This is a genomic window from Enorma phocaeensis, assembly GCF_016901575.1.
GTDB lineage: Bacteria > Actinomycetota > Coriobacteriia > Coriobacteriales > Coriobacteriaceae > Limicola > Limicola phocaeensis_A.
On record NZ_JACJKQ010000028.1, the window covers coordinates 1 to 13,782 of the forward strand.

The following is a 13,782-nucleotide window of genomic DNA, read 5'->3' on the forward strand; positions in this document are numbered from 1 at the left end:
GCGCGGCAGGTGAATATATTGCCAGCGCCGGGCGGGCCGCGCAAGGGGGAATTCCGCCTCCACAAATCCGACACATGTCGGGGCGGGCGGCCCCCTCATATGGGGAGGCCCGGCACTGGCCCGTCATGCTCTTCACTATAGGTATGTATGCATCGTTCTGGTTTCTTGGCTGTCCGTCGTTTGCAATGCGGCACCCTGCTGCGGCTCTCCTAGCTACAGCGCTTCATACTTCTTGCGCTCTGCCAAACTTCTCTATCGCTTTGTCCATACACGATGCCGTGTTATGGGAGGAGGCTTGATACGAGAACGGGGCACCCGAAGGCGCCCCGTTGGCACAATCTATATTGCGTGAAGACCTTAGGCCTCGAGCGCCTTCTTGGCGATGGCGCAAAGCTCGTTGAAGGACTCGATGTCCTCGTAGGCCATCTGAGACAGGACCTTGCGGTCGAGCTCGATGCCGGCGAGCTTCAGGCCGTGCATGAACTGCGAATAGGAGAGGTCGTTCATGCGGGCAGCGGCGTTGATACGGGTGATCCAGAGGCTGCGGATCTCGCGCTTCTTGTTGCGACGATCGCGATACTGGTACTGCAGGGAGTGCTGGACCTGCTCTTTAGCATGCTTGTATGTACGCGAAGCGGCACCGTAGTAACCCTTCGCACGATTCATAACGGTACGGCGCTTCTTCTTGGCGGCCACTGCGCGCTTGATGCGTGCCATATCTCATCAACTCCTAGTCGGGAACGTATATATAGGCAGAAATCGAAACTTAGGCAAGACGCGAAACGACGGTCTTGCGATCGGCGGAAGACACCTCGGTCTCCTGACGGAATCCACGCTTGCGCTTGGTGGTCTTCTTGGTAAGAATGTGGCTCTTATAGGCCTTCCCACGCATGATCTTACCGGAACCGGTCACGCGGAAGCGCTTCTTGGTGCCGCTGTGGGACTTCATCTTAGGCATGGAATTCTCCTTAATCGCTTGCAGAACTACTTGTCGCCATCGCTTTTGGAGGGCTTCTCGTCAAACGCTCCCTTGATGGGGGCGAGCAACATGAGCATGTTGCGGCCCTCCAGCTTAGGTGCGGATTCGACCGTTGCGTAGGGCTTGAGGTCATCGGCGAGACGCTCGAGCACGTTCAGACCCTGCTCCGGATGCGCCATCTCGCGGCCGCGGAACATGATGGTGATCTTGACGCGCGCGCCCTTCTTGAGGAAGCGCAGAACATGGCCCTTTTTGGTCTCATAGTCGCCCACGTCGATCTTGGGACGGAACTTCATCTCCTTGACCTCGACACGGGACTGGTTCTTTCGAGCCGCCTTGGCCTTCATGGCCTGCTGGTACTTATACTTGCCGTAGTCCATCACGCGGCAGACCGGCGGATCTGCGTTCGGCGCGATCTCGACAAGGTCTAGACCCTGCTCGTCGGCGACACGCTGCGCGTCACGGATGCCGAACAGGCCCAGCTGGGAGCCGTCGACGCCGATCAGGCGGCACCGGGTAGCGGTGATCTCGTCGTTGATGCGCGTGTCATCGTGCTTAGCTATTTTCCTTACCTCCCTACAAATGAAATGACCCGGAGCCTCATGGAGACATCCGGGTTCACACTCAGAGAAACGACGGACAAGCCGTCGCGACACATCTTGTTGTGGAAACCAGACAGCTACCAGAAGGCGCCGAAAGGTGGGGACCTGAGGTCCCGCTTTTAGGCACCGCATGCGCGATGCAGAGTGGATGATACCACAGAGCAGCTTCCTCCATCACAAGACCACGAACCTTGTTCGCATGACACGGCGCTATCGCTGCAGCTGGCTTGCAACCGTGGAGACGAGCCGGCGCGCTGCATCCCATCCGTCATCTGTGAGGCGGTACTCGTTGCACATGGTAGCACCGCTCTCACTTGTTCTTGCAACCCGTTCGATCAGCCCGGCAGGCATATCGGAAGGCACGCGTCCGGCATCTGTGGCGCGTCCGTACATGCAGGGCACCGCACGCGGGCGCCTCATGGAAGGGGCGCCGTGCTCCACGCCGCCTGGCGGGCGGCCCTGCGGCGGCGCCGCAGAAGAAGCCCATATCAAAACGCGGGGCATACGCCCCGCGCACGATTCAAATGCTGCTATAAGGTGTGGTGCCTGAGGAGAGACTCGAACTCTCACGATGTCGCCATCGGCGGATTTTGAGTCCGCTGCGTCTGCCAATTCCGCCACTCAGGCAAGGTGGTCTGCGACCTCTGCGCATCTTTGCGCCGGTTCATGGTACCACAGTTGTGCTGGTTGGGCCACAGCCATTCGATCGAATGGCCTTGCCGACATGGTCCGCGCATCTCGCACCCGGCAGCGGCGGCACGACCCCCATCGGGCCGGAGCCCTAGAGCTCGACGAGAGAGACGAGCTCTATCGAGCGACGCATCTCGCAGTCGTCGCAGCCGCGCCCTTCCACGCTCGCCTCCCCCATCTGGTTGTCGAAAGGATCCCAGCGAACGCCGTCTGAGGCGGGCGTGAGCTCTGCCTGGAACGCAGCGTTGGCCACCATGCGCCAAGGGTCCAGGTTGCCGAAGTGGTGCAGGCGCCTCGATTCGTCTCCCGTACGGCGCGCAGACGACCCGAACGAGCAGTCTGCCCATAACCAGCCATATTCCTGCGTGTAGAACTGGGCCCAATCATGCGGGCCCACGTGATCCGACGCCACGTAAAGGCCGCTTTGCCACCTCGCGGGAATGCCTGCGATGCGGCACATGGTGATAAACGTAAGCGCGAACACGCCGCAATCTCCGCGCAGCGACTTCGCACATGAGTCGGCGATGTCGTCGAGGTGCGCATAGGCAGGCTGGTAGCGATAGTCGACGTTGCGGGTGATGTAGTCATAGATCGCCCGCGCCCGGTCAACAGGACGTTCCACCCCCGCGACGAGGCGCTCGGTGAGCGCCGCCAGGTATGGGGTGAACCGGATGTGGGGCCGCTCTTCCGCCAGGTCTGCCTCGGTGAAAGCTGGGTCCGGGTCCTCGACGGCATGGGCGCTGGGAGCAGGCGCGGTCGTGTCGACATACGGGGCACGAATTCGATAGCGATAGCTCACCTCGAAGGAGCGCCGCTCCGTCGACTCCCAATAGATGGTCCGCGCAGGAACATCCTCGGGGGCGACGCACGCGCCGGGCGTGGCGTCGAGAATCTCGATGTCCGACTGCTGGAACGCCGCCGCAGGCAGCGGGAGCCAGGCGCGCACATGCTCATTTGGCAGCGCGCCGGGCACCTCGATAGAGGCGCGCAGGGTTATCTCGCATGTTACCGACCCCTCGTCGCGCATGCGGGCGAGCACCGCGTCACGCCGTGCAAGATCGTACGGAGCATCGGGCCTGAGCCGGGGAACCTCAGCGGGATACACCCGCAGCGAGTCCAGGAAATTGTTGAGGAAGCGCTGCTCGCCGTCGATGAAGCGCCAATCGATGCGGCGGGTGCGAACCAGACGATCGAGGTCGTCGTCGGAAACGTCGGGCCACTCGGCGCGCAGGGTACGGAGCGCCTGCGAGCGCGTCACACAGAACTGCCGCGCCAGACGCCCCATGCGGTGGCGCTCCGCGCGCAGACACGCCTCGAGCTCCGGTTGAACGCCGGAATCGATGATGCGCGTGCATTCCGCCCGCGCCTCCTCGAGATAGCCCGCCGCCTTGAGGCGGGCAACCTCCGCCGGCAGCCCCACGTCAAGAAAGCGATAGTCGTCGTTCGAGACGACGTCGGTGCAGCCCACCGGGCCCTCGACCACGAGCTCTTCCTTATCGGGATACGTGAATCTCACTGCCATAGATGTTCTACCTCCGTGGTCTTTCCACACGCGATTCGAGCGGCATACATGTATCAATAAGGATACGCCCATGGGACACGCAAGGCGAGAAGAAGGGCCGTCGAGCGGCTCTGCGCGGCGGTCGGACTCGGCGGAAAGCGAGCTCCTCCTGCCCGCCGCGCATTGCCGCCCCCAAACAGAGGGAGCCCCCGGAAAGGCGTTCTCCCCCACAGCCCCCGAGCAGTGCTGGGACCGGAGATGGAGAGGCCTTTCCGGGGGCTCCCGGTCAGTACGGACGTTGAGTCGCTACGCCTTGTTCACAGAACCAAACTGCTCCATGAGCTCCTTGGTGCGCGCCACGATGGCCTCGCGGCCGGGCTTCAGGAGCTTGCGGGGGTCATAGCCCTTGCCCTGCTGGTCGGAGCCAGCCTCGATGTAGCCACGGGTGGCCTTGGCGAAGGCGAGCTGCAGGTCGGTGTTCACGTTGATCTTCGCGACGCCGAGGGAGATGGCCTTCTTGATCTGGTCCTCGGGGATGCCCGTGCCGCCGTGGAGAACGAGCGGCAGGTCGCCGGTCAGGGCCTTGATCTCGCCGAGGCGCTCGAAGGAGAGGCCGGCCCAGTTCTCGGGATACACGCCGTGGATGTTGCCGATGCCGCAGGCGAGGAAGTCGACACCCAGATCGGCGATGGCCTTGCACTGCTCGGGGTCAGCGAGCTCGCCGTTGGAGGCAACGCCGTCCTCGACGCCGCCGATGCCGCCGACCTCGGCCTCGACGGAGATGCCCTTCTCATGGGCAACCTTCACGACCTCGGCGGTGCGCTCGAGGTTGAGCTCGAAGGTCTCCTCGTGGCTGCCGTCATACATGACGGAGGTGAAGCCGGCCTCGATGCACTTGAAGCAGTCCTCATAGGAACCGTGATCGAGGTGCAGGGCCACCGGCACGGTGATGCCGAGAGCGTCGACGCAGGCCTTCACCATGTCGGCGCAGACCTTGTAGCTGCCCATCCACTTGGCAGCGCCACCGGTACACTGCATGATGAGCGGAGACTTGGCCTCCTCGGCGGCCTGCAGGATGGCGAGCGTCCACTCCAGGTTGTTGGTGTTGAACGCGCCCAGACCATAGTGTCCGGCCTCGGCCTTCTTGAGCATGTCGGTTGCATTAACGAGCATAAAAACCTCCCATATCAGGATTGCCCAGAAACGCTACACATTTTACCACGCAGCCCCGAGGGTCATGCGTGCAGAATGCGTCCCAGTCGGACACATTTCTCTCCGGGGCATCGCCGAAGCCGGCTATTCGGAGTCCCGGCGCATGCGGCCCTCGCGGCGGCGCTGGTCGAGCAGGGCACGCTGCATGAAGGGGTTTCCCTCGAGCTCCTGCGCGATGGTTGTGCCCGAGCCATGGCCCACGAATACCTGGGTCTCAGGGGGAAGCAGGGTGCCGAGCTTGGCCAGCGAACGCATGATGGCGAGCCAGTCTCCGCCCTCCAGGTCGACTCGGCCGTGGCTCCCGGGGAACAGCGTGTCGCCCACAAAGGCGACCGGCCCCTCCCGCGTCTCGGCAAACAGCACCACGCCGCCCGGCGTGTGCCCCGGCGTCGAGAGCACCTGGAGCCTGACGTCCCCCACCGAGACCACGTCGCCCTCGGCAAGCAGGCGGTTCGGCTCGCCGGGGTCCTCGGTATCGATGCCCCAGTTGATGCGCTGGTGCTCGATATTCGAGCGAATCATGGGGACGTCCTCCTCCGCAAGCGCGAACGGGAGGTCCTCCCCGAGCGCGCGGCGCACGCCCGCCACGCCCCCTACATGGTCGGCATGGCCGTGCGTGCACGCGATGCCCGCGAGGCGCACGTCGGGGTGGCGGCGAGAGAACTCTTCCACAAGGCGCTCGCCCTCCCATGCGGGGTCGATGACGAGGGCCTCCCCGCCTGAGATGACGAAATAGGTGTTTGTCTCGACCGGGCCGTTCACCACGTATTCGATGGCGAGGCTGCCGCGCGGCGTAAGGTCGAGCGGGGCGGCCTCGAGGTTCGTGTCACTCATACAAATCCTTCCCAAAAGGTCGGTGCTGATCCGGGGCCCACGCGGCCGGCGGCGCTTCGGCCGCGTGGAGGCGGAACCGTCTTGCTCCAAGCCGCGGGCAGGGGCCGCGCGGCCGGAACAAGACGCCACACCGAGGCAGACGCCCCGCCGCGAGACGGGCGACTGCACCGGAATCGGTCAAAACGACCCCGTCCCCAAATGACCCAAATGGCTATCCGCGACGCTTCATGGTCTTCGAGCCCTCGCCGGGCATGAGGCGACGGGCGTCGTAGACGCTCTCGACGCGGCTGATGGCGGCGAGCAGCGGATCGAGCCCGCTCGCATCGGAAATCTCGACCAAGAAGCGCAGGGTCGCGATGCCCTCGCGGTTTGTAGAGGTCGCCGCCGAAAGGATGTTTGCCCCCGCATCGCCGATGGCGATGGTCACGTCCTTGAGCAGGCCCATGCGGTCGAGGCATTCGACCACGATCTCCACCTGGAACAGGGCGTCGGCGGCGTTGTCCCACTCGACTGCGATCATGCGCTCGGGATGCTCCATAAGCCCCTTCACGTTGGGGCAGTTGGCACGGTGCACCGAGACGCCGCGGCCGCGGGTGATGAAGCCCACGATGTCGTCGCCCGCCACGGGGTTGCAGCAATGCGCCAGGCGCACGAGCAGGCCGGAGTCCGGCGACCCCTTCACCACCACGCCCGAGGACGCCTTGTCCTTGTGCGGGCGACGGTTGGAGCCGCGGGCAGGCTGCTCATCTGCCGCATCGGGCGTGCGGACAGGCGCCACGGGCTTCGGGTCGAGAATGTGCGCGACCTTGTTGCCCACCATGCGCGGGGCGACCTTGCCCGACCCCACCGCGGCAAACAGGTCCTCGAGCTGACGGTAGTTCAGCTGTTCGCACACCGTGTTGAGGGCGCGTGTGGAGCGCGGCGTAGAGATGCCGTATCCGCGCTTGCGAAGGTCTTTCGCGAGGATTTCTCGGCCGGCCGCGGCGTCCTCGTCCTTGGTCGCCGCAGCGAAATAGCGACGGATCTTCGACTTTGACGACGGCGTCTTCACGATGTTCAGCCAGTCGCGGGACGGCTTGGCGTTTTTGTTGGTGAGGATCTCTACGCGGTCGCCCGTGAGCAGCACATGCGTCAGCGGCGCCACGACGCCGTTGACCTTCGCCCCCACGCAGTGGTTGCCCACCTCGGTGTGCACCGCGTAGGCGAAGTCGAGCGGCGTGGAGCCCGCCCGCAGGCTCATGACCTCGCCCTTGGGCGTGAAGACAAAGATTTCCTGGTCGTAAAGGTCGACCTTGAGCGAATGCAGGAACTCCTTGGGGTCGTCTATGTCGTCGGAGGCGACCCAGTCAAGCGAATGCTTGAGCATGTTGATCTGGTCATCGAGGCGCTGGGCGTCGAGCGACTTGGTGGCGGAAGACCCTCCCGACTTCTTGTAGAGCCAGTGCGCGGCGATGCCGTACTCCGCCTGCTCGTGCATCTCGTAGGTGCGGATCTGGATCTCGAGCGGGCGCGCCGTCGGACCGATGACCGTCGTATGCAGCGACTGATAGTTGTTGAGCTTGGGCATGGCGATGTAGTCTTTGAACCTGCCCGGCATGGGATGCCACAGCGAGTGCACCGCGCCGAGCGCCGAATAGCAGTCGCCCACGGTTTGGCAGATCACGCGCAGGGCCACGAGGTCGTAGATCTCGGAGAACTCCTTGCCCTTGCGGCGCATCTTCTGGTAGATGGACCAGTAGTGCTTCGAGCGGCCGTTGATCTGGAAATCGGTGAGGCCCGCGGTCTTGAGCTCGTCGGTCAGCGTCTTGATGGTCTCGGCCAGGAAGCGTTCGCGCACCTCGCGGCTTTCGGCCACCATGCGCGCGATGCGCTGGTAGGCGTCGGGCTCGAGATAGAAAAACGAGAGGTCCTCGAGCTCCCATTTGATGGAGCTCATGCCCAGGCGGTCGGCGAGCGGGGCGTAGACGTCCATGGTCTCGCGCGCCTTGAAGAGCCGGCGGTCCTCGCGCAAGGCAGCCAGCGTGCGCATGTTGTGAAGGCGGTCGGCGAGCTTCACGATGATGACGCGGATGTCGCGCGACATGGCGAGAAACATCTTGCGCAGGTTGAGCGCCTGCTTCTCATCCATACTGTCGACCTCGATGTTGGTGAGCTTGGTGACGCCGTCCACGAGCTCGGAGACCGTCTCGCCAAAGATGCCGGCGACGTCGGCAAGCGAGGTCTCGGTGTCTTCGACCGTGTCGTGCAGCAATGCGGCACACACCACGTCGCAGTCCATCTTGAGCTCGGCGAGGATGATCGCGACCTCGACGGGATGGTTGATATACAGCTCGCCGGAACGCCGCTTCTGGCTGGCGTGCTTCTCGGCGGCGAAGCAGTAGGCGTGCTCGACCTTGGCGCCGTCCGCCTCGCTCATGTACTTGCCGCACAGCTGGGCGAGCTTGTCGTAGTTGTCCGCCTGGATCTCGGGCGGGAGGTCGTCGGCCCGGGTGTAGAGCACCATCTTGTCGAACGGCCGGAGCGACGCGTCGTGCGCCGCGCGGGAAGCTGCGTCCATCTTCGCCCCCTCACCTCGTCTTCTTACGCCCGAGGGACGATCGGGCGGTTCACTCGTGCAAGCATATCACGAGCCGGGGCCTCAAGCGCCCAGCTCCGAAACGCCGTGAAGGCAACGCGCGCGTGGAGGCCTTCGAGATACCTGATCGAGCTGGTAAGCGCCATGCGGCCGGGGCTCTCCGCCATCTGGATGCGCCTGCCCTCGTCGTGGCCGGAAACCGAAGCGAAACCAAGCTCTTCGAATATCGCGAGCCCGCTGCCCACGCTGCGCTCGTCGACAGGCGTGCGGGCATCGATCGCAAGGCACATGTTGGCGATATCGAGGTCGCTCGCCTGGAAGCTGCCCTCCCCCGTCTTGCCGCGGTTTGCGCGCCACATGGTCTGCAGCGCGCGATAGAGGGTCACGAGCTCCTCGCGCTCAGGCGCGGCGGCATCGAGCATGCGCTCGTTGATGCGCGCGTCGCGCGAGGAGTAGAGCAGATGGATGGAGGCAGGCGCCCCGTCACGCCCGGCGCGGCCGCTCATCTGGTTGAACTCCGTCGCGGAAAACGGCATGTGGTAGAGCACCACATGGCGGATGTCTGGAAGATTGACCCCCTCGCCGAACGCCGAGGTGGAAACGATGCACGACAGCGAGCCCGAGCGGAACGCCTCCTCGACGCGCGCGCGGTCGCCTCTGGTGAGCCCGGCGTTGTAGAACGCCACCGCGCCGGCGAGTTCGGGCACGCGCTTGCGCAGCGTGCGGACGAGGGCAAGCGACTGGTCGCGAGAGTTGACGTAGACGACGCACTTCTCGCCGGTGGCGACGATCGAGACGAGGCGGTTCTCCCGGTTTGCAAGGTCGCGGTCGTCCTCGATGTCGAGGTTCTCGCGCACCGTGCCATCGACCACCACCCGGTCGATGCCGGCAAGGCGGCACACCTCGCGCGCCACCGCGGTGTCGGCGGTCGCCGTCGTCGCGATGACGCAGGGATCTCCGAGGTCGTGCAGCACCTGCGGAAGCTCCTGGTAGGCGCTCCGGTCGCCGCCCTTGGCGCCCGCCACGTGGTGCGCCTCGTCCACCACGACGAAGCCGACGCGGCGTGACGCGGCGAAGCGCCGGCGATGGATCGCCAGAAACTCGGGCGTGGTGAGGACGATGTCGATGGAGCCCGAGGCGAGCCCCGAGAAGGTCGCGTCGCGCGCCGCCCCGACGCTCTCGCCGGTGAGCACCGCGACCCGCACGCCGAGCTTGGCGCATAGGGACGCCAGATGATAGGCCTGGTCTGCGACGAGCGCCCGCAGCGGGTACACGAAGACGCTCGCGCGCGCATTGAGGATGGCCTCGCGCACGGCGTGGACCTGGAAGATGAGCGACTTGCCGCGGCCCGTGCCCATGACGGCGAGCACGCTCTCGCCCTGCTTCAGGGCGTCGAGCGCCTCGGCCTGGGCGCGGTGGGGCTCGGAGGCCCCGATGAAGGTGTTGAGCAGCGTGCGGGTGAGCTCGTCGTAGGACAGCCCCGCAAGCATCGCCCGCCTCGACGCGCCTTCAGCGGCGCGAGGCCGGGGCGAGGGCGCGCCGCCAGGGGATGCGTCCGCACCGGAAGCGGGCACGGCCCCCGCCCCCTCCGGACGCGCCGAGGCGACCCCGGCGGCACCTTGCCCCTCTGCGGCGGGGGCTAGCATGACGGGAACCTCGCCGTCTTCTTCCGAGCGCTCCTGGGGCGGCATGCCCTGGTAGGCAGGGGCGTCCCCGCAGCCGCGCAGCAAGATGTCCTTCACCATGAGCTTGGGCTTCACCCTGCCCTGCCAGTGCTCGGCGACCGCCTCGAATACAAGGTCGACCACGCTGTCGCAGGCGCACAGCGCCTCGACATCGGGGGCGCGAAACATGATTGCCGGAACGCTTGCCACGCCGTCGGTGGCAGTGAAGCGCATATGGTCGCCGGTGCGGCCCACGGCGGCGCGGTCTTGCATGGTCACGCCGGTGGCGGCGAGCAGCGGCACGCGATTGCCCTGGCCAAACGGCTCGAGGATCGAGATCTGTTCGACGGTGTCGATATCGAGCTCCGACAGCTTCACCGTCGAGGCGACCTCGCCCGTGTCCTCGAAGGCCTCTATCGGCAGCTCCGAGAGCACGGCATCCATGCGCTCGCGCAGCGCGTCGAGGTTCTCGGCGGGCAGCGTGACGCCCACCGCGCCTGCATGCCCGCCAAATCGGGTAAGCAGGTCGGAGCAGCGCTCGACCGCCTCGAACAGATTGACGGCTCCCACCGACCGGCCCGAGCCGCGCGCTATGCCGTCTTCGATGGAAAACAGCAGGCAAGGCACGTGGTAGCGGTTGACCAGACGGCTTGCGACGATGCCCTTCACGCCCTCGTGCCAGCCCTCGCCGCCGACCACGATCACGCGGCCGCCGGCATAGGTCTGCTCGACCTTCGCCATGGCGTCGTCGGTGAGGGCCGCCTCGATGTCGCGGCGCTCCTGGTTGATGCCCTCCAGGGCGGCGGCGAGCCTGCCCGCCTCGACCGGATCGCGCTCGAGCAGCAGCTCGAGGGCGAGCGTGGGGTCGGTCATGCGCCCGGCGGCGTTTAGCCGGGGAATGAGCGAGAACGAGAGCGAATCGGCCGTGATGGTGGAGAGGTCCGTCTTGGTGAGGGCCGCCAAGGCCACGAAGCCCGGACGCGTGGTGGCCCGCATCTGAGCGATGCCGTCGGACACCAGGGCTCGGTTCTCGGGAGTGAGCGGCATCATGTCGGAAACCGTTCCCAGGGCCGCCACCTCGGTATAGCGCCGCCAAAGGTCGGGCATGCCGCGACGCGAGCCGAGGACGTCCACCAGCTTGAGCGCCACGCCGGCGCCGGCGAGCTCGTGCGAGGGGCCGCATGGGACCAACTTGGGGTCGGTGAGCGGGACGCCCTCGGGGACCATGTCCGAGGGCTCGTGATGGTCGGTCACCACAAGGTCGATCCCGCGGCTGGTCAGGCAAGCGACCTCGTCGCGCGCGGCGATGCCGTTGTCGACGGTAATGACGAGCGAGGGCGAGCACGCCTCGACCACCCGGTCGAGAGCCGCCTCGGAAAGCCCGTAGCCCTCGTCGAAACGGTGCGGGATGAACGGCTGCACATGCGCGCCCATCCCCCGGAGCGCCTCGGTGAGCAGGCAGGTCGACGTGATGCCGTCGACATCGAAGTCGCCGAAGATGGCGATCTGCTCGCCCGCCGAGATGGCGGCGTCCACGCGGTCGGCGACCTCTTCCATGCCGGGTATTGATAGCGGGTCCGCCCAGTCGCGCTCAAGCGAGGGCGTGAGGAAGAGGCGTCCCTCCTCGACAGACTGGATGCCGTGGGCGACCATGATGCGCGCGACAAGGGGCGCGACGCCGAGCTTGGTCGAGAGCTCGTCGGCAAGATGTGGGTTTTGCGGGGCAACGACCCAGCGGTGGGTGGTCTTAAGCGATGCCACGGCCCCCACCTCCCCTGAGGGCTTCCCAAGGCTCCGAGGCATGGAGGAGGCTGGCGGCGAGATATGACAGGGCGCGGCGGCCGAGCATGCGGCAGCACGCAATACTTGCGCTTTTCATAGCGAACGTCCTTGTATATGGCCCGCTGCGGCGGGTCGAGCTGTTGTTCGCTGGCCATTATACCGTGAGGTCCGGACACGGCCCCCATGCACGCCGGCGAGCGGGCGCGTAGAGCAGACTGGCGGCAGGCACATCTGCCACAGGCGCCCTCGGCGCGCCGGCGACGAGGCGGAGCGCCCCTGTCATCAGCTCCCTGGCATCAGCTCCCTGGCATCAGCCGGCCGACTCGAGGCAGCGATGGTCGACGCCTCGCTAAAAGCGGCTCGACGTGCGCAGGCTCGGCTGCTGGCGGCGGCGCTCCCCCCTGTCGGGAGCGGAGCTGCGGGCGACGCGCGTGGCCGGCCTGCGCGTGGGATGCGGGGCGGGCGCCGAGGCGGCATAGGAGCGCGCCGCTCCCCCGCGCGACCCCGCGCCGGCGCCGGCGCCCCCGTAGGAGGGACGGATGCTCTCCCATGGGACGAACACCGCGACAGAGCCCGCCGCCGCAATCGCCAGCACGAGCGCACCTGTAAGGATCGAGGCGGGCAGCACATGGACCCCCACGCCCACGATGCCCCACACAGCCGCGACGCCGAACGCCACGTCGTCACAAAGCCGGCGCATGAGATACGAGGCCGCGAGGAGCGCGCCCACGGTAAACAGCATCCCCGCGCATGCGGCGAGCGCCCCCGCCTGGGCGCCTTGCGGAAACGCCAGCGTCGCCAGGCAAGAGACGGCGATCACGGCCGACCAGCCTCCCCACAGCGAAAACGGCACCCACCGCGCCCAGATATCCGTCATGCGCTCCGAAACGAATGCCGCCGCCACAGCGATGAGCAGGAGCGTCGCAAGCACCGCCGCGGGAAGCGCGGCGCCCGCGCACCACGCAATGCGCCACGCGGCGTCGAGGACGCAGGCGGCGGCGACCAAGAGGTAGGTCGTCGGAGCGACGGGTCGGGCGGACCCTCGATCCATCAGGGACCAGACGAGCCAGGCCGCAACAGAGATGCACGTCGCCCACGACGCGAAGAAGGCGAAGCCCGCGGGGACAAACCATGACGTATGGGCGTCGGCTGCCTGCGCAGTCGTCGCTGGACCCACATGGCACAGGTCAAGAGCCACCGCCGTGGCGATCATCACGAGCCATGCGGCGGCGCAGGCGGCAACAGGGGCCAGAGGGGCCGGCTTGGGGCGGGCCCCACGCATCGCTGCAGGACGCACGGCCCCAGGAACCGCCGCCTGCCGGCCATAGCCAGATCGCTGAGAAGGGTAGGCGCCCCGAACCTGCGGGCGGCGGGCGGCGTCACGCCCGCCCATATGCGTCGCTACCGGCCCGCGCGCTCGCCCCATATCCGAAGACGAGGCATTTCCAGGTCCTCGGCGAGGCGCTCCCGCCCGTCCTGCAGGCATGCCGCCCTCGCCGATAACCGGCCAGCGCTCGGTCGTGCCGAGGCCGTACGAACGCTCCGCCGCCGGCCGATATCCGCTGGCGGCCGCTCCGCCAGAACGAGACGGTGCCGCCGCATGGCCGGCCGGCGCGTGCCGTCCGGAGCCCATGTCGCCATGTCCATATGCCCTGTAAGCCGCCGGGCCCTCCCCCATGCCGGCGCCGCCGGCCGGCGGCTCCCCGGCACGCGAGGTCGCAGGGCGTGCAGCAAGGTGCACGCCGGCACGGGGAAGCGGCCTGGTCACCTGGGCCGGCGAAAACCGCGTCCCCACAGGGCGATAGGCCTCTCCGAGCGGCTGGGACCCCGGGACCCCGGTCCGCGACGCCTGCGTCGGGCGGGCGGCATGGGCGGGGCGGTACGCCTCCTGCGAGGCAACGCCGCGGTCGGCGTGCGGCCCCCGCCCCAGAGCGGCCCCGTGG

Annotated in this window: 9 protein-coding genes and 1 tRNA gene; all 10 read right to left on the minus strand. The window is 66.6% G+C overall.

The window, feature by feature from the left end:
- Window positions 1-357 precede the first annotated feature (357 nt).
- Window positions 358-717: a 50S ribosomal protein L20 gene (rplT, locus tag H6A15_RS09600; RefSeq protein WP_204673537.1), complete on the minus strand. Its 360-nt coding sequence runs from the start codon at window positions 715-717 to the stop codon at window positions 358-360.
- A gap of 49 nt (window positions 718-766) precedes the next feature.
- Complete coding sequence (gene rpmI / locus H6A15_RS09605; RefSeq protein WP_204673538.1) at window positions 767-958, minus strand: 50S ribosomal protein L35; 192 nt, start codon at window positions 956-958, stop codon at window positions 767-769.
- Window positions 959-984: 26 nt separating this feature from the next.
- On the minus strand, window positions 985-1,563 hold the full coding sequence (infC, locus tag H6A15_RS09610) for a translation initiation factor IF-3 (protein WP_204673545.1): 579 nt from the start codon (window positions 1,561-1,563) through the stop codon (window positions 985-987).
- A 558-nt stretch (window positions 1,564-2,121) separates the two neighbouring features.
- Window positions 2,122-2,208 (minus strand) — tRNA-Leu (locus H6A15_RS09615).
- 154 nt (window positions 2,209-2,362) lie between these two features.
- Window positions 2,363-3,793, minus strand: coding sequence for a transglutaminase-like domain-containing protein (locus tag H6A15_RS09620; RefSeq protein WP_204673539.1), 1,431 nt, complete (start codon window positions 3,791-3,793; stop codon window positions 2,363-2,365).
- A gap of 285 nt (window positions 3,794-4,078) precedes the next feature.
- Window positions 4,079-4,945 (minus strand): class II fructose-1,6-bisphosphate aldolase, encoded by an 867-nt coding sequence (gene fba, locus H6A15_RS09625; protein WP_204673540.1) that lies wholly within the window; start codon window positions 4,943-4,945, stop codon window positions 4,079-4,081.
- Between the two features lie 123 nt (window positions 4,946-5,068).
- Window positions 5,069-5,818 carry an MBL fold metallo-hydrolase gene (locus H6A15_RS09630; protein ID WP_204673541.1) on the minus strand — a complete coding sequence of 250 codons (750 nt, stop codon included), beginning with the start codon at window positions 5,816-5,818 and terminating at the stop codon, window positions 5,069-5,071.
- A gap of 211 nt (window positions 5,819-6,029) precedes the next feature.
- Window positions 6,030-8,375 (minus strand): RelA/SpoT family protein, encoded by a 2,346-nt coding sequence (locus tag H6A15_RS09635; RefSeq protein WP_204673542.1) that lies wholly within the window; start codon window positions 8,373-8,375, stop codon window positions 6,030-6,032.
- A 23-nt stretch (window positions 8,376-8,398) separates the two neighbouring features.
- The gene (gene recJ / locus H6A15_RS09640) at window positions 8,399-11,818 is read right to left on the minus strand and encodes a single-stranded-DNA-specific exonuclease RecJ (protein ID WP_204673543.1); all 3,420 of its coding nucleotides are present in this window, start codon (window positions 11,816-11,818) and stop codon (window positions 8,399-8,401) included.
- A 370-nt stretch (window positions 11,819-12,188) separates the two neighbouring features.
- Window positions 12,189-13,055, minus strand: a complete 867-nt coding sequence (locus H6A15_RS09645) for a hypothetical protein (RefSeq protein ID WP_204673544.1) — start codon at window positions 13,053-13,055, stop codon at window positions 12,189-12,191.
- Window positions 13,056-13,782: the final 727 nt, after the last annotated feature.

What these genes read in the sequence shown, in the direction of transcription:
- rplT (WP_204673537.1), bottom strand. Translation starts at nt 717, where the DNA reads ATGGCACGCATCAAGCGCGCAGTGGCCGCCAAGAAGAAGCGCCGTACC.
- rpmI (WP_204673538.1), bottom strand. Translation starts at nt 958, where the DNA reads ATGCCTAAGATGAAGTCCCACAGCGGCACCAAGAAGCGCTTCCGCGTG.
- H6A15_RS09620 (WP_204673539.1), bottom strand. Translation starts at nt 3,793, where the DNA reads ATGGCAGTGAGATTCACGTATCCCGATAAGGAAGAGCTCGTGGTCGAG.
- fba (WP_204673540.1), bottom strand. Translation starts at nt 4,945, where the DNA reads ATGCTCGTTAATGCAACCGACATGCTCAAGAAGGCCGAGGCCGGACAC.
- H6A15_RS09630 (WP_204673541.1), bottom strand. Translation starts at nt 5,818, where the DNA reads ATGAGTGACACGAACCTCGAGGCCGCCCCGCTCGACCTTACGCCGCGC.
- H6A15_RS09635 (WP_204673542.1), bottom strand. Translation starts at nt 8,375, where the DNA reads ATGGACGCAGCTTCCCGCGCGGCGCACGACGCGTCGCTCCGGCCGTTC.